The sequence below is a fragment of the Acinetobacter sp. RG5 genome (assembly GCF_031844265.1).
Taxonomy (GTDB): domain Bacteria; phylum Pseudomonadota; class Gammaproteobacteria; order Pseudomonadales; family Moraxellaceae; genus Acinetobacter.
In genome coordinates this window covers 262,638-281,994 of record NZ_JAUZUV010000003.1, presented here as the reverse complement: position 1 = coordinate 281,994, position 19,357 = coordinate 262,638, and the positions used below count along the sequence as shown (strand labels likewise).

Genomic DNA, 19,357 nt, shown 5'->3' with positions numbered 1-19,357 from the left:
TATTCCCAACCCAATACAACCCCTATTTTTAAATAATTCAGAAAAATCATCACGACTGTTTATTTATTCTACAAAAATCGCACTTTTCTTCATTTCTTGAGCAGTAAAGGGACTGAATTGGATAAATGACTTAATCTTTTTTCTGTTTTATTCTGTTCCTGAAAGCGTAAAGGCCGACAATCTATGTATTCACAATAGCCCCCTTCCCCACTTTCGGTTTCTTCATTTATTTTCACTTGATAACTAAAACTTCCTACATAGCCCGCTGCCAGGCCAAATTTAAAATCTCCACAACTTTGCCCTTGTACCCAGATACAAGTACCGTCTGCATTTTCATAACACCATTCAAATTCGCGCGGCAAATACATACTCTGCCCATTAGGTGTCGTGACACGCGGATAAACACGATGAACTTTAAAATAAACTTTGCGATCGAACATTTGGGTCCGCATGTTTTTTAAATCACGGAGATATATCCGCGACTGAACAATACGATTAAAACCATCCCGAATCTGCGCCAACAACAGTTGCCTGTTTTCACTGAGATTAATAATTTGATAAGTCAGGAAGGCCAAAGGTAGATAAGGAAAGTTAAAACTCCGCGCGTATTCAAAGCTTCCAAGACCATCGATCGTATATTGCTGCGCTTTATAGTTCACCGTTCCCTGACAATGACATAGCAAAGACCAGTGATCTGCCAAGGAAAACCGCATTTGGGTAAAATGAGAAATCAGTTGAGTGGTTTGAATATTTAAATCAAAACTGAGTTCCGAGTCAGAACGCTGCAAACGAAAATTTGGAAAACTTCCGCTCAATTGCTCACGATCCAGAAACTGAAACAGACCTGATCTAAAATGACAGTCCTGCTTGACCGAATAGTGATGCAATTGTCCCACCATATGTGGGCTCGAACTGCAAATCACGGTGGCGGTGTCTAAGGCTGTGGTTTCGATTGCACTCGGGTTTGCCAGCATGGGTGCATTGGGTTGCCCGATAATACTCATAAAGTTTAAATAATAGAGCGGTGCCGGAAGCCCGGGGATCATCAAACCCTGATGAATAATTTTATATTTTGAGGTGGGGCCATGATAGGCGGGATGGCGCGAAACAGTAGGAGTCTGATTCAGCTGTTTCGAACGATCTAAAAAATCTTGAAGAAACCGCATCTCAGACTCCTTATCTTTTTATAATGTACTCGATCTTTTTGCCATAAAGGTGGTTACAAAACCAGACAAGGCATAGAGAATAGAAATGACCAGAATGCCGACAGGAATATTATAAGTCATCGCTGCAAAGACGAATACGGCAATTGGTAGGACAAAAAATGGAACCCGTTTACGTTCTACAGTTTTAAATGAATAGTATTTGATATTGGAAATCATCAACAAGCCTACCGCAATGATGACCACTGCATTAATGACCTGAAGAGAAGGTTCACGAATATCAAAGATTTCTGGAAAATCCAGACCGACCCAGACCAGTGATACAATCATGATGGCAGCCAGAGGACTTGCGACACCAATAAAATAACGTTTGTCGACCACACCAATCTGTACATTGAAGCGTGCCAGACGGAACGCAGCACATGCGGTATAAACAAAACAAGCCGCCAGACCAATACGGCCCAAATCACTCAAGCCCCAGCTATACATCAAAATAGCGGGAGCTACGCCAAAAGCCAGCATGTCAGAAAGCGAGTCAAATTGTTCACCGAACGGACTTTGTGCACCAATAGCACGTGCCACACGTCCATCCAGTCCATCCAGTAATGCCGCAATAAAAATCGCATAAATAGCTTGCTGAAAATCACCATTCATACTGGCAATAATCGAGTAGAAACCTGACAACAACGCTGCCGTTGTAATCAGGTTCGGCCATAGATAGATGCCTCGACGCTTAACTTTTTGCCCTTCCTGGGTATGCTCCTCTTCTTCTACCTCAAAGGTGATGCCATCGAAAGGCACTTCAGTTGAAGAGTCACGTTCCGGTTTGCTTATATTTGTCATTCTTGTCGATCCTAGCTATGACCTGATCTTTGAAAAAATTATTCGCCCACTAACCAACGAACTGCAGCGTGACCACCGTTTTCACTCATGCGAAGATGCGGGAATAACCACTGTAGTGCTTCATCAGCATCTTCAGAGAATTTCCAAGGTGGGTTAATCACCAGCAAACCACAACCGTTCAGGCCTACTGGGGTATCATCCGGCCATACACAGACTTCACACACCAGTTGACGGCGGATACCGGTCTTAAACATTTTCTTCTCAAAACGTTCAATCATGGCACGGTCTTTAATTGGATACCAAACGGCAAATACACCTGTCGGCCATTTCTTATACGCAGCAACCAGCAGTTCGACCAACTGCGGGAAATCTTTACGTTCCAGTTCATATGGCGGATCGATCATCACCAGACCACGTTTTTCTTTTGGCGGAATGACTGCCAACAGACCTTCGTATGCATCACGCTCATGCAAACCGGCACGCTTGTCAAAAATATTATGACGAAGTTGCTGGAATACATCACGCTGCATTTCAAAAATGGTCGCTTTATCAATTTCACGCATGCCTTCTAGCGCAAACCACGGCGAACCCGGATAAGCACCCTTACCAAAGTTTTCACGCATGTTTTCAACAATTTTCAAGTATTGTTGTACGCCTTCAGGTGCATTACGCTTGATCGAATCATCCAGCTTAATAAGACGATGAATACCGTTTAAAAACTCACCTGATTTTTGCGCTTCGGCAGTCGACAAATCATATTTACCTGCACCACCATGTGTATCTACATAGCGATAAGGTTTGTCTTTTGCATTCAGTCGAGTCAACAACTGAAGCAATAAAACGTGCTTCATGACATCGGCAAAGTTGCCTGCGTGGTAAGAGTGACGGTAATTCATGTTTCAATTATTCCTAAGATCAATTGCTATTTTAACATGAAAAACTATTTCGTTCAGAAACGATTATTGAACTAAAATAGCGGACCTTTTTTTACCACACTATCGAGAATTGAAAAAATGGAAGCAGTTATCATCCCAGGGGATTGGAATGTTGATCAAATCTTAGATGATTTAGATCAACATGGCTTTAGTATTGTTGACGATGCTTACTCTAGCGAATATCAACATGCAGTGAGCCAAGAATGCTTAAGCCACTTAAACGAATTTCGTAATGCAGCCATTCAAAATGGTGTAGTTAACAACATCCGTAGTGATCATATTCTTTGGTTACAACCTGAATTTCAAATTTCCCACCTACACATCCAAACACTTCAACAATTTTCCCAAATTTTAAACCGCGCGTTTTATTTAGGCATCAAAGATGTCGAAGCACATTTCGCTTGCTATCACGCGGGTGAGTTCTATACCCTGCACCGCGACAATCCTCAAGATAAAAATGGCCGGATGATTTCCAGTGTGTATTATTTACATGGACAATGGCAGACGGACTGGGGCGGTGAACTACGCCTGCAGGACAAACATGGCCAGTGGCATATTATCCAGCCAAAACCGAACCGAATGGCGCTGTTCCAGAGCGATTTATTACATGAAGTTTTAATCTCTAAACAGCAACGCCTATCCATTACCGCCTGGCTAAGAAGTGATACCTCACTACTCTAAGACACGCTGCCGCTTTAAATTTTAATTTTTAACCTCATATAGCCATTATTGAGAAATGAGGATTGCGTTGATGCGATTAACGACCAAACAGATTATTCAACGTCTGGGTGAAACTGACCAATTGTATTTAAAAGGCAATACGCCGGAATTAACGCTTGAACGTGCTGATCTTCGTTTACAGCTGGTGACTTTAAGTGAACTGCGTCAGGAACAGCGACATTTCCTGCAAGAAGCCGTAGTGTTGCTGGAACAAGGCCGGGTAGAATTTGAAGAAATGCCGCTGCGCATGTATATCAACCTATCTTTGCATCTGGCCAAGGCTTATATGATGTTTTTTGAATTGACCAAAGAGCACCATTTCGCCCTGATTACTCAGCAAATTTTAAAGCCAATGGCCAGTTATGAACATGGGGACATTTATTTCTTTCTGGCCTATGCCAGTGCCAGTAAAAATGAGCCGGCCCTGACCCGCCACTGGTTAGGTAAGTACACCACCACTGCCGAATTTGAGCTGGAATTATTACAGCAGCATCATGCATTTAATGATTATCGTCAGCACGAATGGTTTAACAAAATATTAAAAAGCAAAATGCATTAAGCCAAAGAACAAAAACGCCTCAAATGAGGCGTTTTTTAATACAAGCTATATCATCTTATTTTAAATATCAGAAAAATATAGGAAAAATGATCAAGCAGGTTGACGCCTATAAGCGTCCATGTGCAGTTGCTGATTCAGTTCATCGACCCAAATTGCCCAATCATCATCTTGTACCAAATGGCTGATTAATAAAGAACGCTGGGCTTTATTCCAGAATGGCGCATCATGCAAGGACAGCCCTGCTGGCAGTTGATGGGTGCGTACATACAATTCAATAGCCGCAGGACTATTGGCGAGACCGAGCTGAGAAAACAAGAGCTCTAAGGATGGTTGGTTCTTTGCGAGCATCGCGCCCTCCTTATATCAGATAAATTGTAATTATTTATAGATCTAACTTATAAGATAAGACAAAAAAAACCTAGTCCTTTGACTAGGTTTGTTGTTTCTTTTTGTATGAATGCATTTAAACGCTTTGTTTGTCGCTTTCCACATGTAAAAGCTGATTTAACTTGTCAATAATGACAATCCATTCATCATCTTGGTGCCAATGTTCACGCAGGAAGGCACTTTGTCCCTCACTCCAGAATTCGGCATCTGGCAATGCGACTTCAGATGGCAATTGATGGGTATGGGTAAACTGATTAATTGAGGCTTCATCAGAAGGCAAACCCAATTGTTCAAATAATAATTCTAAAGTTAACTGTTGTTCCGTAAGCATAAATAGACTCCATCGTAATGTTAAATTATGAGCGTGTTGAGATTCGAATTCTTAGGTTGATTTATGGCTCGGTATGTCACAGGAACCTGAACCCTCTGCCTCAATATGTAATTGTTCATTTAACACATCGACAAAAATGGCCCAGTCATCATCTTTCTTCCAGTGACTGATCAGAAAGTCATGCTGTGATTTACTCCAAAAGGGAGCTTTATGCAGTGGCACATCCATACCAATTTGATGCGTACTAATAAACTCATCAATGGCTTCCGGACTCGAATCCAGACCCAATTGTTCAAAGAAAAGTTCGAAGGTAGCGCGTTGCTCTAACATCTGAACCTCCATCTTTTTATCTATAATCTTGTTTCTACCTTAGAGGGCTCATAGCGAAAACTCAGTTGTCTCTCCTTCACAGCTTGTTATTTTTTGTTGATTAAAGTGAATGGCATAAAAAAAGCACCCCAAATGGAGTGCTTTTTCAACTTAATCTGAAAAGATCAAATTATTTAAGCATGTCAGCAATTGCTGCGCGCTCTTCTTCAAGTTCATTCAACGTGAAGTTGATACGCTCTTGACTGAATTCGTCGATTTCTAGACCTTGAACGATTTTGTATTCACCGTTTTCAGTCGTCACAGGGAAACCGAACATTACGCCTTCAGGAATACCGTAAGAACCGTCAGAAGGAATACCCATAGTTACCCATTCGCCGTTTGTACCAAGAGCCCAATCGCGCATATGGTCGATTGCAGCGTTAGCAGCAGAAGCAGCAGAAGACAAACCACGTGCTTCGATAATCGCAGCACCACGTTTACCAACAGTCGGAAGGAATGTATTTGCATTCCATTCTTGGTCGTTGATCATGTCTTTAACGCTTTCGCCGTTAATTGTTGCAAAACGGTAGTCGGCATACATGGTTGGAGAGTGGTTACCCCAAACTGTAAGATTTTTGATGTCTTTAACCGCTTTACCAGTTTTAGCAGCAATTTGAGATGCAGCACGGTTGTGGTCAAGACGTAACATTGCAGTGAAGTTTTTCGCTGGAAGATCTGGAGCAGATTTCATTGCGATGTAAGCATTCGTGTTTGCAGGGTTACCAACAACTAGAACTTTAACGTCACGGCTTGCAACTTCGTTCAATGCTTGACCTTGACCGATGAAGATTTCACCGTTCACTTTAAGCAGGTCAGCACGTTCCATACCTGGACCACGTGGACGTGAACCAACTAATAACGCATAGTCAGCATCTTTAAATGCAACTTTAGGATCATCAGTACCGATCATGTCTTCTAGTAATGGGAATGCACAATCTTGAAGCTCCATCATTACGCCTTTAAGCGCTTGTTGAGCTTTCTCAAAAGGAACTTCGAGCAATTGCAAAATCACTGGTTGATCTTTACCTAGCATTTCGCCGCTTGCGATACGGAATAATAGGCTGTAACCAATTTGACCTGCAGCGCCAGTAACGGCAACACGAACTGCTTGCTTCATCTAATTATCTCCAATTGAGGATATTCAATGCGATTAAATAGTTAGTATTTAATCTAATAATCGTAAACGCGAAAGATTGTACTCCAATCCTTTGCCAGATGCATATAAAAGAGGACGGATTTCACCTAAAGTCTGATAGGAAATATAAATTAAATCGGCAAAAAAGCTCAGTATGTTCCTTTTATTGTGACAGTTTTTGGGCATGTATTAATAATGTTGGCAGGACAGGATTTGTAATTGCCATTGGGGCGATAACAGACCTTGATCGAGGTAAGCACGCTAGCTGACTGAGTCTGCTGGCAGTTGAATCGCAAGGCATTGCCCGGTAATTGTGGATTAATTTTCAGGAATTTGGCCCGCAATGTATCTACAGAAATTGTAATATTTTCCTGTTCTGTCAGTTCCGCAGGAACTTTGAGACGATCTGCATAATTGATAATCGTCCGGAAATACTGACTGGCATTCATCGGCACGCAGCCACCGATATTGCGCCATAAAATTGTCCGGGTATTGTCATCCGGCATGATCCTGGCCACTACCTTGGACTGCAGTGGTGACAGTTTCGCGGAGCTATTGGTCGTACAATTTTGTGATGTAGTCTGAGGATATAAGCCGGAGATATTCAGCGAATAACCTTCCAGACATTTTCGCTTCTTGGCATATTCCGGGTACAAGCTACATAAGGCCGGGACCATTTGTACATCCATGACATAGTCTGTTGGTGCAGCAAATGCTGCCTGACTGCTGGCCAATACTACAAGCGCAACCGATCCAGCCCAGACTCGACGATCCTTCATTATTTTCATGAATAAGTCACCATTCCCCAATAATTTTAATTTTATTGTGTATTTCGTAATGGTATCAGTTGCATGCGTTTACCCACTGACTGTGCCCCCTGTCCTAATAAAATACCGTAATGCGTGGCATTGGTCATGACATGTTTCACATAATCTCGGGTTTCAAGTAAAGGAATACTTTCAGTATATTGATCTGCGGCCATTCCCTGAAATTCTGGCTGCCAGCGGCGGGCACGGTTTGGTCCGGCATTATAGCCTGCTGTTGCCAGAACTGGACTATTGCTGAGCTGACGCTGAATGGTAGATAAATAGAATGTTCCGTAGCGAATATTGGTATTCATATCGGTGAGTGCTGCCGGATTATAAGCCTCACCCATTTGACGCGCCACCAACTTGGCCGTATCCGGCATAATCTGCATTAGACCACCCGCCCCGACATGTGAACGTGCGACGGTATTGAAACGACTTTCTTGACGCATCAAACCATAGGCCCAGGCCGGATCTATACCGGCATTTCGACTATGGCTGACCACGTAATTCTGATGTGGCATTGGATAACGATAGTTATAATTATGTTTGTTCGCGGTACGGTCAGCGGCATAAATGGCACGATCATACCAGCCCATATCCATGGCACGTTTTGCCGCGGCCAGCAACAGGTCATCATCCTTCTTTAGATAAGCCTGACGCACTGCCCAGTTCCATTCCCGGTTAATATAGTTCTCCGGGGCGCTGATATTACGTAAGGTGAAAGCACGGCGGAAATGAATATCCTGATTCAAGCGCTGCATAGCCTGATTGGATGGCTGCGCTGGATTTGGTGTACTCGCAGTCACCTGCCCCAGCTTGTCGCGTGCCAGAAGATTGTGATAGTCATCTCCGGTGGCCAGTTTACGATAAATACTCTCTGCCGTTTTTTTCGCACTACGATCTGCACGCTGTTCACTGGCCCGGGCTAGCCAGTATTGCCAGCGATCTTCCTGCTTCTGGTTAACGCTCATGCTGTCAATCGCACGGATCAGGCTTTCCCAGGCACTAAAACGGATGGCCTGACGTGCATAAATTTCGGCTTCTTCTGGGCTAAATGGCAAACCATAACTGGCATCCAAGGCATTTAAAACTTCGCGGTTGAAGTTGTTTTTCATGACTGTGGTACCACCGATATAACCGACAGCACGATATAAGGCGCGTTGTACCTGTACTGGTGTACCTTCGGCAGTCCGTTTGACGATAGACAAAGCTGAGTCCAAATCGCTATCGGCCAGACGTCCCAGCGCATAAATCAGATAGGCATGCTCTGCCGCAGTACTTTTAGGCGCAGACCACAAATAATTAGTGGGATTGGCCTGAATCGAATTCAGTTGTGCCAGAGACAGATTTAAACCAATGCCTTGCGCTGTCGCAATCGCCTGTCCTGACTGTCCGGCACGAAGTTGCCCCCAGAGTCGCTGCTGACGGTCTTCTGAGGTCATGAGTGGACTGGATAGCATCATCCGGCCTAAACCAGTACAAGATTCGGGTTGGCTATTGGTAGTTAACCAGACTTCTTTAAACTCGGCATAGACCAGTTGATCGCCAGCTTTGGCACGCACTTGTGCCACTGCACAGGCTTCGGCAGGATCGGCATTGGTTACATAAGGCAATACCGGTTGGGCAGTGCTAAAGTCTGCCATTTTTACTTTTTCTTCGACATAGTCCGCTGCCAGCTTTTCAGCCATGGCGGATTGAGGGTAACGCTGGGCAAAACTGATAATCTGGCTAACAGGCTGCATAGCAAGATTCTGGTTTAAAATCCAGTATTCCGGATAATAGCCCAAGACATCATTCTGCATAGACAGACGATATTGCTGTAACAGTTCAGTATTACCTGCATTGACTGCACGCAAGGCATCATTAAATTGTTCTTCTGCTGCCTGTGTACTCGCTGAACAGATACATGCCACACTTAAAGTAATTAATTTATAGTATTTATACATAGTTTTAGTGTGTTTCAACATCCCTTTGCCTTCTATCATCGATTTTGTGCTTTGCCCATGTTGCATATCATAAGAGCTAGTTTGAAGATTATAACCAACTCTATTGTTCAGTTATGTAACCTTATGATTAAGCAATATTAATCTACAGACAATTTTTGCCCATAAATCAATATTTTTCCACAGTTAATTTGGGCTATAAGTTTAAGCGACTTTCCTGCTAAAATATGCGCCTTTCCAAGATTTCAGTCTGTGAATTGAATTTTTATTCACCTGTTTGATGCATCAATCAGGCTGTTCGTTCACTCTTTCAACGTATTACCTTGTAGGAGCCTACATGACGGTTCAAACCTTCATTCCGAATGGTGCCCCAGCTGCCTCAGAAAACACTGTTACCCAGCCAGCGCACACCCCTGTTAGCGATGCTTCAGTCAAAAAACTGTACATCGAAACACAAGGGTGTCAGATGAATGAGTACGACAGTCACCGTATGGCAGACCTGTTAGGCGATTCTCATGGCTATGTGCTGACTAGCGATCCTAAAGATGCTGATATTCTGCTGATGAATACCTGCTCGATCCGTGAAAAAGCACAGGAGAAAGTCTTCTCCGAGCTGGGCCGCTGGCGCAAACTAAAGGATAAAAATCCTGACCTGATTATTGGTGTCGGTGGTTGTGTGGCGTCTCAGGAAGGCGATAACATCCAGAAACGTGCCAATTATGTTGATATGATTTTTGGCCCACAAACCCTGCACCGTTTGCCGCAAATGCTGGATCAGCATTTTGAACAGATTGAAAAGCCGAAAAAAGAAAAAATCAAACTGGTGGATATTTCCTTCCCCGACATCGAGAAATTTGACTTTCTGCCAGAACCTCGCGTAGAAGGTTATAAAGCCTTTGTCTCGATCATGGAAGGCTGTTCTAAGTATTGTTCTTTCTGTGTGGTACCTTATACCCGTGGTGAAGAAGTCTCTCGCCCACTGGATGATGTACTGGCTGAAATTGCCGGTCTGGCAGAAAAAGGCGTGCGTGAGATTTCACTGCTTGGTCAAAACGTGAATGGTTATCGTGGTGAAACTTTTGAAGGTAATATCTGTACCTTTGCTGATCTGTTACGTTTAGTTGCAGATATTCCGGGCATTGGCCGTATTCGTTATACCACCTCGCATCCCCTGGAATTTAATGATGACCTGATCCAGTGCTATCGTGACCTGCCACAAATGGTTTCACATCTGCATCTGCCGGTACAAAGCGGTTCCAATGATGTGTTACAAGCGATGAAGCGTAACCACACCATTGATGTCTATATCGAAAAGATTAAAAAGTTACGTGCAGTTCGCCCTGACATGCACCTATCTTCAGATTTTATCATTGGCTTCCCGGGTGAAACAGATGAAAACTTTGAAGAGACTTATCAGTTTATTCAGGATCTGGATTTCGACCATTCTTATAGTTTCATCTATTCAAAACGTCCGGGTACGCCTGCGGCAGAACTGGAAGATACGATCTCTGAAGATATCAAAAAAGAACGTCTGGCCAAAGTTCAGCAATGGATTAAGCGTTCAAGCATTGACAAGACGGATGCCATGCTCGGGACCATCCAGCGTGTACTGATCGAAAAAGTTTCTGATAAAGATCCGAATATTCTGGTCGGTACGGCGGACAATACCCGTTATGTTAACTTTATTGGTGACCCTGCCTGGGTAGGCCGCTTTGCCGAGATTGAAATTACCGAAATTAAAACTTTGAATTTAGTTTATGGTGAGCTCTTGAATCTTGAGCCTGACGTGGCGTAATGTAGAGCATATAACGCACACTTCATAAGGAACACTCTTGACTGCAGCGATTCGACGTACAGTAGCTTTTCCTGGAATTTCGATGGACCGTATACAAGCCATGTTAGGTGCCTATAACGGCCATTTGAAGCAAATTGAACAACGTTTAGACGTCAAAATCTCCCATCGTGGAGAAAGTTTTATTATTGATGGTGGAATCGATGCCGTTGAGAGAGCCGAAATGCTCTTGCAACGTCTTCATGAAGAATCTGAACATAGTCAGCAGATTAGTGCAGATACTTTACATCTGATGATTCAGGGCAGCCAGACTGACCGTGAACTTCAGCAAGATCTGGATGATCAGGAACATACGGGGCTGGACAATGTCTGGCTGCAAACCCGTAAAGGCCGGATCAACCCGCGTGGTGCCAACCAGAAACGCTATGTACAGCGCATTCTGCAAAGTGATATTTCTTTTGGTATTGGCCCTGCCGGTACAGGTAAAACCTATCTTGCCGTTGCAGCTGCAGTGGATATGCTGGAGCGCAATGAAATCCAGCGCATTCTGCTGGTTCGTCCTGCGGTTGAAGCCGGTGAAAAACTCGGTTTCCTGCCGGGAGATTTAACCCAGAAAATCGATCCTTATTTACGTCCCTTGTATGACGCGCTGTATGAAATGCTTGGCTTTGAAAAAGTGGCCAAGCTGATCGAACGTCAGGTGATTGAAGTGGCTCCGCTTGCTTATATGCGTGGCCGTACCTTGAATCATTCTTTCGTGATTCTGGATGAAGCGCAGAATACCACCCCAGAACAGATGAAGATGTTCCTGACCCGCCTAGGTTTTGGTTCACGTGCCGTGATTACCGGCGACGTAACTCAGGTAGATTTACCGCGTGGTCAGCAATCCGGTCTGTCACATGCCTTGCGTGTGATTGATAAAATTCCTGAAATTCATATCACCCGTTTCCATTCGCGTGATGTGGTACGTCATCAACTGGTACAGAAAATTGTTGAAGCCTATGAAGGCTGGGACAGTGAACAGCAGCGTTTAAGTGCTGAAGCACGTGCCGAACGAAAAGCACGTCAAGATGCCTTGATCGCTGAAAATGATGCTGCGGCCGACGCACAGCATTAAGCTTTAAACTTAAGGATTTGTGTTGAAACTTAGTCTTTCCTTACAACAGGACTTTCAGTCGCCTGAACTGGTGCTGAAACGTGCCTATATTAAAAAAGTTGTAGAAACCACTTTACGTCATATCGGCACTCAAAGTAATTGCGAAATCGGAATTGCCTGTGTCGACAATGACGAAAGTCATAAACTGAATCTGGAATATCGCGGCAAAGACAAACCGACCAATGTCCTGTCTTTCCCGAGTGAACTTCCAGATGAAATGGCACAGTTTCTGGATGCATTTCCCATTGGCGATCTGGTGATTTGCATACCTGTGGTACTGGCTGAAGCGCTTGAACAGCAGAAAGTACCATTGACGCATTTCACCCATATGCTGGTACATGGTACTTTGCATTTAATGGGATATGACCATGAAACCTCGGATGAAGATGCTGAAGAAATGGAAGGCATTGAAATCGAAACTCTGGCCAAGCTGGGCTTTGAAAATCCTTATCTGGAACAAAACTAAAATTTCTTCATAAAAAAAGCGGGCCAAGGCTCGCTTTTTTTTTATTGAAAGTTGCCCTCCCTCTAACTCCCTCCCAGAGGGAGGGAGAACATTCATTAGAATCCTATGATTGTTAAACATTATAGATATAGTTCCCTCTCCTTATTAGGAGTGGGTTAGGGAGAGGTCTTGGTAAATATCAACTTTAACGCACTTCAAACTCCGCTTCTGCCGGGTCAAAACGCCAGGTACGAATCACTCGCAGTTCGGAAATTTCTTTCATTTTACTGTCGAAAGCACCAAATGGTGCTGCCTTACGCACGGAGGATTTAGCTGCTTCATCCAACATGGCATGTCCTGAACTGTCAATCAGTCGAATGGCACGAATCCCCCCATTCTGATTCAGGATCACCATCAAACGCACTTCACCTGCCAGATTCTGCTGCTTGGCTGCTTCCGGATAGTAGCGGTTGCCATAAAATTCCACTTTTTCACGGAACTTTTCCAGATAGGCGGCCGAAACATCCTGCTTGGACTGAATCCCATCTACAGTCTTAATTTTTTGCTGACGACTGAAATTTTGCTGACGCTGTAAATATTGCGCTTCCAGACTGGCGACCATGGCCGCTTTGGCCTGAAACTGGCTCTGTAATTGCTCCTGCATTTTTTTACGCTGATTTTCTTCCGCCTGCTTTTGCCAGCTCAAGGTGGTCATCAGGACTTTTTCTTCAAAACTGAGTTCCTGTTGCTGTTGCAGCATATCCAGACTTTCTTGCAGTTCTTCGCCTGCATGTTGCTCCATTAACGGCGATGGCATATCACTCGACATGCGATGAGCTTCTCTAAACTGGCCGGAACCCTGCTGGTCCGTTTGGGCCAGAAAATCAGCATGCTCAATTTTTTCATCAGTCTGGCGCAAGCTGACCGCGATTTCTTTGGTACTGGTATCCCGATCTTGCGGCATACCAAATTCCAGTGTCAGCACGATCAAATGCAGAATGCCTGCGGCAAGCAACGCACTGCTAAACACTGGATCTTTCCACCAAGTTCTGACCAGAGGCATGAGTATCATCGTTTTTTCACATTCGCCTAAACTCAATAATGAGTTCAGCTCCCCAAAAAAGTATTTGAAAGATTAAAAATAAACGGATTCGTCATTTATCTTTTTAAAATGCCAAATCCATCAAATCTTCAACGTTACATAACTAAAACTATAAAAATGGTGCTATTTATTTTGCTAAACTTCAAGCATGAACGCTTGTATTTTTCATACAATTCGACAAGATACATCCCGAGTCAAAAATAAAGTTGCCAGGACGCTTCAGTATGCAAACGCTAATTTCCAATATCTCCAACCGAATCCGCCAAGTGTATCAGAGGGCGGAAGGATTTATTGAAGATGAGCGTGAATTTCCCCTATCGCAAGTCTTCCTAAATGCAACCTTTCAGCGCTTTGTCACAGACAATGTCGATGCATTGAAAGACTTACACGCAGATTTACATGAAGACTGGCTGCGTCTCTACGCAACACTGGATTATAAAGGCCTGATTGTCACTTTATCGGTTGATTTGAAACTGGTACAGATGGAACTGAATAAAACCACCCAGTTGATCGTGTTCGAGCAAATTAGTGATACCCAGCTGATTGAAGCCAAATATCCGAATATGCTTTATAAACTTGGCGTGCGTTTTGGCTTGTTCTTCTATCAACGTGTCTTGAATAAAGATCCTTTGGGAATGATTCTGGAAAAACTGGGCGTGATTAAAGTCATCGATGACTTGCTCTATCTGGATTTAAATCGCTGGTTAGGCAAAAGCCGATCGGTCATTGATACCTTGGGCAAAGTTCATGTGAATCACGCAGTACTTCGTGAAGCCGAACTGGTGGTGATTGGCAACGTCAATCTAGCCGCCCTGTTTAGAAAACTCTCCCAAGATCAGGAAGAGAACTGGGATGAAGACGAGATGGATGACAACCGGGTCACCCCCATTAAACAGAAAGATCCTTCTTAAATTATGCCGAACATAGTCTTTGAACAAAAGTTCCATAAAACTACATGAAATATACATTTTTGGCAGAAATATCCCTTCAACTTCCATATTTTGCCCAAATAATAAAGGGTGCAATAAGTGATATGTTTTGCCAATTGAATCAATATAGGAAAATAACTGATGGCGAAGACTGTATTCAAAATTTTAGTGATGACCACGGGTCTGAGCAGCGCAATACTGTTCACTGGTATTTCTAGCCAGGCTTTTGCCATGACTCCTTTCCAGGCCAGTTATCAATTTAGCTATAATGGCAAGAATATGGGTTCTGCAACACGGACTCTAAGTAAATCTGGCAATAACTGGACTTATGTCTTTGCTGCAAAAGCCGGGGGGATTGCCTCTGCAACCGAAACCAGCCGCTTTACTTTTAATAATGGCAAGATCGGATCAAGCAGTTTCAGTCGCAGCAGTAAAGTACTGGTGCATAACAACACCATGAGTATTAATTTTAATCCTTCCAGCAAAACTATCAGTACCAAGAAAGACGATGAAAAACGTTCTTTTGCCTGGAGAGCAGATGTTCTGGATGAGTTGAATGCAGAATTGCAAATTCGTGAAGACTTAAAAAATTCAGGCCTGAAAACAAATTACTATATCGCTGATGCCAAAGAAATTGAAGGCCGTAAGTTTGTCAAACAGGGTTCAGAGACTATAAGTACCAAATACGGATCTTTTAATACCATTAAAGTGGTGATGAAGCATAACAAGCCAGGCCGTGAGACCATCTTCTGGTTGGCGCCAAAACTTGACTATCTTCCAGTCAAAGTTTCGCATGTCGACAAGAAAACCTCCTATGGTTTGCTATTAACTGACTATAAAGGTGCAAGCAACTAAGTTTTTGGCGAATTTCACTTGATTTTTTCCGGGTGCTTTTTACAATACGCTTTTGCTTGAAAAAGCACCTGCTCTTGAGGATTCTCCCGTGCATGCACTAGAACAGAAAATCTTGGCTGAAGGCATCGTCCTCTCTGAAGAAGTTTTGAAAGTAGACTCTTTCTTAAACCATCAGATTGATCCAGTCATGATGCAACTGATTGGTCAAGAATTTGCGCGTCTGTTTAAGGATGCTGGTATTACCAAAATTATTACGATTGAAGCATCAGGTATTGCACCTGCCGTAATGGCCGGACTAGAGCTTGGCGTACCTGTAATCTTTGCACGTAAATACCAGTCTCTCACCCTGAAAGATGATTTATATCGTTCTAAAGTCTTTTCATTTACCAAACAGACTGAAAGCACAATCGCGATTTCAAATAAACACATCAGCTCAACCGATAAAGTTTTAGTGATCGATGACTTCCTGGCCAATGGTCAAGCCGCTTTAGGTCTTGCAGACCTGATTCACCAGGCAAATGCAGAAGTAGTTGGTATTGGCATTGTGATTGAAAAATCATTCCAGCCAGGTCGTGACCTGCTGCTTGAAAAAGGCTACCGTGTGGAATCACTGGCACGCGTAAAGTCTTTGACAAATGGCACAGTTGAATTTGTTCGCGACTAAGCTCGCCAATGAATTTTAAAAGAGCGCTGATGCGCTCTTTTTTTATTGTGTTTTTCTGATGATATAAATTTAAAATATCCAGAGCTCAGCCTAAGTTCTTATTGATTCTTCCAGATTTGATCCTAGATAAATGGCTTAATCTTAAGCGCCAGGCTATTTAATTTCTGAAATAGAGAGTGTCAAACAAATAAGTACTTTTTTATCCGATGAATAAACAACAATTTATGTGGATGTTATTATAAAATAAAGAGGTCTAACTATCTGCCAATAGTTAGACCTGTGTTCACCTCGAAAAAAGAGTTTATTTAACAGTCACAGTGATACTACCGCTATTCACAGCACCGATAGCGGTAGTTGTGATGCTGTTGTTAATAGCAGTTTGAGTTCCTTCTGAAATAGCACTGACAGATGCATCAATAGCACCCGCATTATAGGCAATATTCGCTACACTATAATTGCTTAAAGTTTCATTGATTTCCTCACTATAGTCAGTACTTAGTGTCGAACTCACAACTTCCGAGATATCTGAACTATCCGCAACCTCTGATAGCTCCTCTAGAGTTTCAGAATTATTAGTTGCACTCGTTACTTCACTGTAGTCGTAGTTATCCGTTGCATCTGATATGTCTGATACCACCTTATTGTAGCTACCCTGCTCAATACTGATACTACCTGTATTCGCGGCACCAATCGCAGTAGTTTCAATTGTACCTTCAATTGAACTAATGGCGTCTGGTGCTTCTCTTGTAGCTTCTGCAATTGCTTCTAAATCGACACTTGCATCAACATCACCTGTATTCACTGCAAGATTCAAAGCAGAACCATTTTCAACCTGCTGAGAAATAGAATCCAGGGTAGCTTGTAAGCCTGTATCTACGGTGACATCAGTAGGTGTTTCACCATCTTGGGCGTATGCCATACCTGCGCTAGACAGAAAGGCGACGGATAAAGCGATTGTTTTGATCGTGTTTTTCATCGTTGTTCTTCCTACTTTTGTTTTGAAGTACCTCTCGCTAAGTACTCCTTCTTATAATGGGAGCGAGCCCATTTTTAAATATTTTTAATCACGCTGCGTGCTAGACCAGTAATTTTCGACCACCTCAGGATTGGCCTCCCATAGCGTTGTGGTTTTTTCATCTTCTTGTTCTTTATCAGCCTTTTCTTGAGTATCTTTTTCTTCATTCTTTTCATTTGAAGAAGGTTGACGCTGCTTCTTGCTGATATATTTAATCAAGTCCTGTTTACTCATTTCAGGCTCTGCTTCAGGGTTTTGAATCACCTCGGACTCTTTCTGTTTAGGTGGTTTCGTATCTTTGCTTGGGGAGTTGGTTGACTTATTTTTTTCATTGGATGAGTCTGCCTGGCGTGATGCTGATTCCTGAACAGCGCTACTTGAAGCTGTACTATTTTGTTGCTGGCTTTTCTTGTACTTATGCAGTGCCACAGAACTTCGGGTTAAGTTCAATTGACCGAACTCTGGCGGTATCTGCGCACGACAGCTTTCAAATACGGCGGGCGGGACGACCTGACTTAGCAATTCAAAAGTGGCCAGATTCAACATTTGGCGCAAGGCAAAGTTAGTTGCCTCCCGTTCTCCTTTTCCAATCTGAATGTTCAAGAGTGTACGTCCAGCGAATCTACCTGCACTCAAGCCATAATCCTGTGCAGCAATTTGCTTCTGCAATGAAACATTGCCGACGACTTTACTGCTACGGGTATCGGTCAAAGATAAATCCAGACCGACCATAATCCGGGTTTGACTATAATTCGGACCGACACCAGCGATCTGCATGTCAAAACCACCACCCGGAATAAAATCCAGACTGTTAATACTGCCTGTCACATAATAATCAGAGGCCTGGATTTGTCTGGGATCACGAATGCCCCACTTGGCTTCGCTTTCGATAATCCGGGGATCACGCCGGTTCATTAAGCTTACCCCTGCCTGAAACAAGGCAGATTGCACCATATCTCCCGCACCTTGGGTCACCATTTTTCCGCTGCCACCATTGGTAACTACATCCTTACCGGTTTGATCCAAAATTGCCCCTACGGAGAAACTCACATCACTACGTAATTGTCCTTTTAGGCAGGATAAAGCCATATCAAAAGGGGTAAAAATATCGGTAATTGGGGGGCCTTGTACCAGGCTAACTGGCTTCTTGTTTGAAGGTGCCAAGCCTGTACAGCCCGTTAAAAAAGAGCTGAAAAGGACAGTGGCGCTCATGAAAGATATATGTCTTCTGGTCGAGGAGAAATTCAGCATTGTGATTCTCCTGGTCTGTTACTTAAATTAAGACAGCGCTGAGGATTTTGGTTGGTGTTTGAATTGACTGGTGCTTCATTCAGCAATTCACTCGTAATATCAATATTGTTGTCTGTACCCTCTACATTGATATTGTTGGTCGGGGTATTTACCGTCCCTATGGAAGTGGTCGAGGTGCTATGAACAGTGGTTTTACCTAATCCGGAATAATAGTCTGACTCCTTAAGTTCGATCAGATTGGCTTGAACTAGATTCTCATTGGAACGGGCACTGGATGATTTCCAACGCTGAGTCCACTCATCAGAGGTGGCATAAGCGTTACTCAGAAAACATAAACCTAATAAACCCAGATTGATAACTAATATTCTCATAATCTTAATATCCTCTGAATTAAGATATTTATTTAATTTTTCATTTAAGTAAGATTAAATTTATCTGAAAAATATTAAATCACATAAAATTATAAAATGTAAAACTTATCCCTATTCACTTATTTTTTTGTTTTATTTAAAAATATAAATTATTGTTTTTATTAAATTAATATATATTTGTTTATTATTTGTGATTTGTAAGAAATCATTATATAAATTTTTTTTGAATATAAAATTCATCCAAAAAACTTGATTAAAATAATATATTTTTTATATTATCAATAATCAAAAATTTATCTAATAAAGATTAGAATTATTATACTTTTTATATTTTAAAGGTCGTAAATTTTTATTTTATTAGAACTTCTATTTAATAAGGATAAATGTCACGATTTATTTAAAATATAATTAATCAATTACAATGAAGGTGACTTATAAAGAAACGCCAATATTCAGGTGTATTTTGGCTGAAAACTTGAATAGAACTGATAAGAACTCGTTTACATATTTTTCGACTTCCCTTCCTTTTTCATTTCGAATCCAGAAATGGCCTACCTAAGATCGCAATATTTAGACTGATGAG

At 42.5% G+C, this 19,357-nt stretch carries 21 protein-coding genes; 9 read left to right on the top strand and 12 right to left on the bottom strand.

Going from position 1 to position 19,357, the window contains the following annotated elements; genetic code table 11:
• Positions 1-89: 89 nt before the first annotated feature.
• The 3 genes from Q9R21_RS05515 to Q9R21_RS05505 are packed head-to-tail and all read right to left on the bottom strand — an operon-like array spanning position 90 to position 2,902.
• Positions 90-1,166, bottom strand: coding sequence for a DUF6670 family protein (locus tag Q9R21_RS05515; protein ID WP_311203869.1), 1,077 nt, complete (start codon positions 1,164-1,166; stop codon positions 90-92).
• A gap of 18 nt (positions 1,167-1,184) precedes the next feature.
• On the bottom strand, positions 1,185-2,006 hold the full coding sequence (gene pssA / locus Q9R21_RS05510) for a CDP-diacylglycerol--serine O-phosphatidyltransferase (RefSeq protein ID WP_005108642.1): 822 nt from the start codon (positions 2,004-2,006) through the stop codon (positions 1,185-1,187).
• Positions 2,007-2,044: 38 nt separating this feature from the next.
• A complete protein-coding gene (locus Q9R21_RS05505; protein WP_004281423.1) occupies positions 2,045-2,902 on the bottom strand; it encodes a 23S rRNA (adenine(2030)-N(6))-methyltransferase RlmJ in 858 nt (285 codons plus the stop codon).
• Positions 2,903-3,019: 117 nt separating this feature from the next.
• Here Q9R21_RS05505 and Q9R21_RS05500 point away from each other — a divergent pair, with 117 nt between their 5' ends.
• Positions 3,020-3,622 carry a 2OG-Fe(II) oxygenase gene (locus Q9R21_RS05500; RefSeq protein ID WP_004281424.1) on the top strand — a complete coding sequence of 201 codons (603 nt, stop codon included), beginning with the start codon at positions 3,020-3,022 and terminating at the stop codon, positions 3,620-3,622.
• Positions 3,623-3,692: 70 nt separating this feature from the next.
• The gene (locus Q9R21_RS05495) at positions 3,693-4,220 is read left to right on the top strand and encodes a hypothetical protein (protein ID WP_004281425.1); all 528 of its coding nucleotides are present in this window, start codon (positions 3,693-3,695) and stop codon (positions 4,218-4,220) included.
• A gap of 90 nt (positions 4,221-4,310) precedes the next feature.
• Here the strand turns inward: Q9R21_RS05495 and Q9R21_RS05490 are convergent, their stop codons facing one another.
• From Q9R21_RS05490 to Q9R21_RS05465, 6 genes are all read right to left on the bottom strand, one after another.
• Positions 4,311-4,568: a DUF2789 family protein gene (locus tag Q9R21_RS05490; RefSeq protein WP_004645106.1), complete on the bottom strand. Its 258-nt coding sequence runs from the start codon at positions 4,566-4,568 to the stop codon at positions 4,311-4,313.
• 115 nt (positions 4,569-4,683) lie between these two features.
• On the bottom strand, positions 4,684-4,938 hold the full coding sequence (locus Q9R21_RS05485; protein ID WP_004645105.1) for a DUF2789 family protein: 255 nt from the start codon (positions 4,936-4,938) through the stop codon (positions 4,684-4,686).
• A gap of 51 nt (positions 4,939-4,989) precedes the next feature.
• Positions 4,990-5,268 carry a DUF2789 family protein gene (locus Q9R21_RS05480; protein ID WP_004645104.1) on the bottom strand — a complete coding sequence of 93 codons (279 nt, stop codon included), beginning with the start codon at positions 5,266-5,268 and terminating at the stop codon, positions 4,990-4,992.
• A 169-nt stretch (positions 5,269-5,437) separates the two neighbouring features.
• Positions 5,438-6,424 (bottom strand): malate dehydrogenase, encoded by a 987-nt coding sequence (locus tag Q9R21_RS05475; protein WP_004645103.1) that lies wholly within the window; start codon positions 6,422-6,424, stop codon positions 5,438-5,440.
• A gap of 167 nt (positions 6,425-6,591) precedes the next feature.
• Entirely contained in the window at positions 6,592-7,230 is a 639-nt protein-coding gene (locus tag Q9R21_RS05470; RefSeq protein WP_373683237.1) for a ribonuclease I, read from the bottom strand.
• 32 nt (positions 7,231-7,262) lie between these two features.
• Positions 7,263-9,197 carry a transglycosylase SLT domain-containing protein gene (locus Q9R21_RS05465; protein WP_311203874.1) on the bottom strand — a complete coding sequence of 645 codons (1,935 nt, stop codon included), beginning with the start codon at positions 9,195-9,197 and terminating at the stop codon, positions 7,263-7,265.
• A 334-nt stretch (positions 9,198-9,531) separates the two neighbouring features.
• On the opposite strand from Q9R21_RS05465, the gene miaB reads away from it, so the two are divergent.
• From miaB to ybeY, 3 genes are read left to right on the top strand one after another with little or no spacing between them, the layout of a single operon-like run.
• Positions 9,532-10,989: a tRNA (N6-isopentenyl adenosine(37)-C2)-methylthiotransferase MiaB gene (gene miaB, locus Q9R21_RS05460; RefSeq protein ID WP_311203868.1), complete on the top strand. Its 1,458-nt coding sequence runs from the start codon at positions 9,532-9,534 to the stop codon at positions 10,987-10,989.
• A gap of 37 nt (positions 10,990-11,026) precedes the next feature.
• A complete protein-coding gene (locus tag Q9R21_RS05455; protein WP_004732214.1) occupies positions 11,027-12,103 on the top strand; it encodes a PhoH family protein in 1,077 nt (358 codons plus the stop codon).
• A gap of 22 nt (positions 12,104-12,125) precedes the next feature.
• Positions 12,126-12,608: an rRNA maturation RNase YbeY gene (ybeY, locus tag Q9R21_RS05450; RefSeq protein ID WP_005249939.1), complete on the top strand. Its 483-nt coding sequence runs from the start codon at positions 12,126-12,128 to the stop codon at positions 12,606-12,608.
• A 184-nt stretch (positions 12,609-12,792) separates the two neighbouring features.
• Here the strand turns inward: ybeY and Q9R21_RS05445 are convergent, their stop codons facing one another.
• Entirely contained in the window at positions 12,793-13,650 is an 858-nt protein-coding gene (locus Q9R21_RS05445) for an energy transducer TonB (RefSeq protein ID WP_171066348.1), read from the bottom strand.
• A gap of 263 nt (positions 13,651-13,913) precedes the next feature.
• Between Q9R21_RS05445 and Q9R21_RS05440 the strand changes: the two genes are divergently transcribed.
• From Q9R21_RS05440 to Q9R21_RS05430, 3 genes are all read left to right on the top strand, one after another.
• Positions 13,914-14,600 carry a hypothetical protein gene (locus Q9R21_RS05440; RefSeq protein WP_213686838.1) on the top strand — a complete coding sequence of 229 codons (687 nt, stop codon included), beginning with the start codon at positions 13,914-13,916 and terminating at the stop codon, positions 14,598-14,600.
• Positions 14,601-14,759: 159 nt separating this feature from the next.
• The gene (locus Q9R21_RS05435; protein WP_005263720.1) at positions 14,760-15,473 is read left to right on the top strand and encodes a DUF3108 domain-containing protein; all 714 of its coding nucleotides are present in this window, start codon (positions 14,760-14,762) and stop codon (positions 15,471-15,473) included.
• An 88-nt stretch (positions 15,474-15,561) separates the two neighbouring features.
• Complete coding sequence (locus Q9R21_RS05430) at positions 15,562-16,137, top strand: xanthine phosphoribosyltransferase (RefSeq protein WP_004732222.1); 576 nt, start codon at positions 15,562-15,564, stop codon at positions 16,135-16,137.
• Between the two features lie 301 nt (positions 16,138-16,438).
• Here the strand turns inward: Q9R21_RS05430 and Q9R21_RS05425 are convergent, their stop codons facing one another.
• On the bottom strand, positions 16,439-17,113 hold the full coding sequence (locus Q9R21_RS05425) for a hypothetical protein (protein WP_253138818.1): 675 nt from the start codon (positions 17,111-17,113) through the stop codon (positions 16,439-16,441).
• Positions 17,114-17,197: 84 nt separating this feature from the next.
• Complete coding sequence (locus tag Q9R21_RS05420) at positions 17,198-18,403, bottom strand: CsgG/HfaB family protein (protein WP_311203867.1); 1,206 nt, start codon at positions 18,401-18,403, stop codon at positions 17,198-17,200.
• A gap of 274 nt (positions 18,404-18,677) precedes the next feature.
• Between Q9R21_RS05420 and Q9R21_RS14840 the strand changes: the two genes are divergently transcribed.
• Positions 18,678-18,758: a hypothetical protein gene (locus Q9R21_RS14840; RefSeq protein WP_370940770.1), complete on the top strand. Its 81-nt coding sequence runs from the start codon at positions 18,678-18,680 to the stop codon at positions 18,756-18,758.
• Positions 18,759-19,357: the final 599 nt, after the last annotated feature.

Bases quoted from the DNA above. Each gene is read 5' to 3' on its own strand.
- Q9R21_RS05515 (WP_311203869.1), bottom strand. From the start codon at position 1,166: ATGCGGTTTCTTCAAGATTTTTTAGATCGTTCGAAACAGCTGAATCAG.
- pssA (WP_005108642.1), bottom strand. From the start codon at position 2,006: ATGACAAATATAAGCAAACCGGAACGTGACTCTTCAACTGAAGTGCCT.
- Q9R21_RS05505 (WP_004281423.1), bottom strand. From the start codon at position 2,902: ATGAATTACCGTCACTCTTACCACGCAGGCAACTTTGCCGATGTCATG.
- Q9R21_RS05500 (WP_004281424.1), top strand. From the start codon at position 3,020: ATGGAAGCAGTTATCATCCCAGGGGATTGGAATGTTGATCAAATCTTA.
- Q9R21_RS05495 (WP_004281425.1), top strand. From the start codon at position 3,693: ATGCGATTAACGACCAAACAGATTATTCAACGTCTGGGTGAAACTGAC.
- Q9R21_RS05490 (WP_004645106.1), bottom strand. From the start codon at position 4,568: ATGCTCGCAAAGAACCAACCATCCTTAGAGCTCTTGTTTTCTCAGCTC.
- Q9R21_RS05485 (WP_004645105.1), bottom strand. From the start codon at position 4,938: ATGCTTACGGAACAACAGTTAACTTTAGAATTATTATTTGAACAATTG.
- Q9R21_RS05480 (WP_004645104.1), bottom strand. From the start codon at position 5,268: ATGTTAGAGCAACGCGCTACCTTCGAACTTTTCTTTGAACAATTGGGT.
- Q9R21_RS05475 (WP_004645103.1), bottom strand. From the start codon at position 6,424: ATGAAGCAAGCAGTTCGTGTTGCCGTTACTGGCGCTGCAGGTCAAATT.
- Q9R21_RS05470 (WP_373683237.1), bottom strand. From the start codon at position 7,230: ATGAAAATAATGAAGGATCGTCGAGTCTGGGCTGGATCGGTTGCGCTT.
- Q9R21_RS05465 (WP_311203874.1), bottom strand. From the start codon at position 9,197: ATGTATAAATACTATAAATTAATTACTTTAAGTGTGGCATGTATCTGT.
- miaB (WP_311203868.1), top strand. From the start codon at position 9,532: ATGACGGTTCAAACCTTCATTCCGAATGGTGCCCCAGCTGCCTCAGAA.
- Q9R21_RS05445 (WP_171066348.1), bottom strand. From the start codon at position 13,650: ATGCCTCTGGTCAGAACTTGGTGGAAAGATCCAGTGTTTAGCAGTGCG.
- Q9R21_RS05440 (WP_213686838.1), top strand. From the start codon at position 13,914: ATGCAAACGCTAATTTCCAATATCTCCAACCGAATCCGCCAAGTGTAT.
- Q9R21_RS05435 (WP_005263720.1), top strand. From the start codon at position 14,760: ATGGCGAAGACTGTATTCAAAATTTTAGTGATGACCACGGGTCTGAGC.
- Q9R21_RS05425 (WP_253138818.1), bottom strand. From the start codon at position 17,113: ATGAAAAACACGATCAAAACAATCGCTTTATCCGTCGCCTTTCTGTCT.
- Q9R21_RS05420 (WP_311203867.1), bottom strand. From the start codon at position 18,403: ATGCTGAATTTCTCCTCGACCAGAAGACATATATCTTTCATGAGCGCC.
- Q9R21_RS14840 (WP_370940770.1), top strand. From the start codon at position 18,678: ATGATTTCCAACGCTGAGTCCACTCATCAGAGGTGGCATAAGCGTTAC.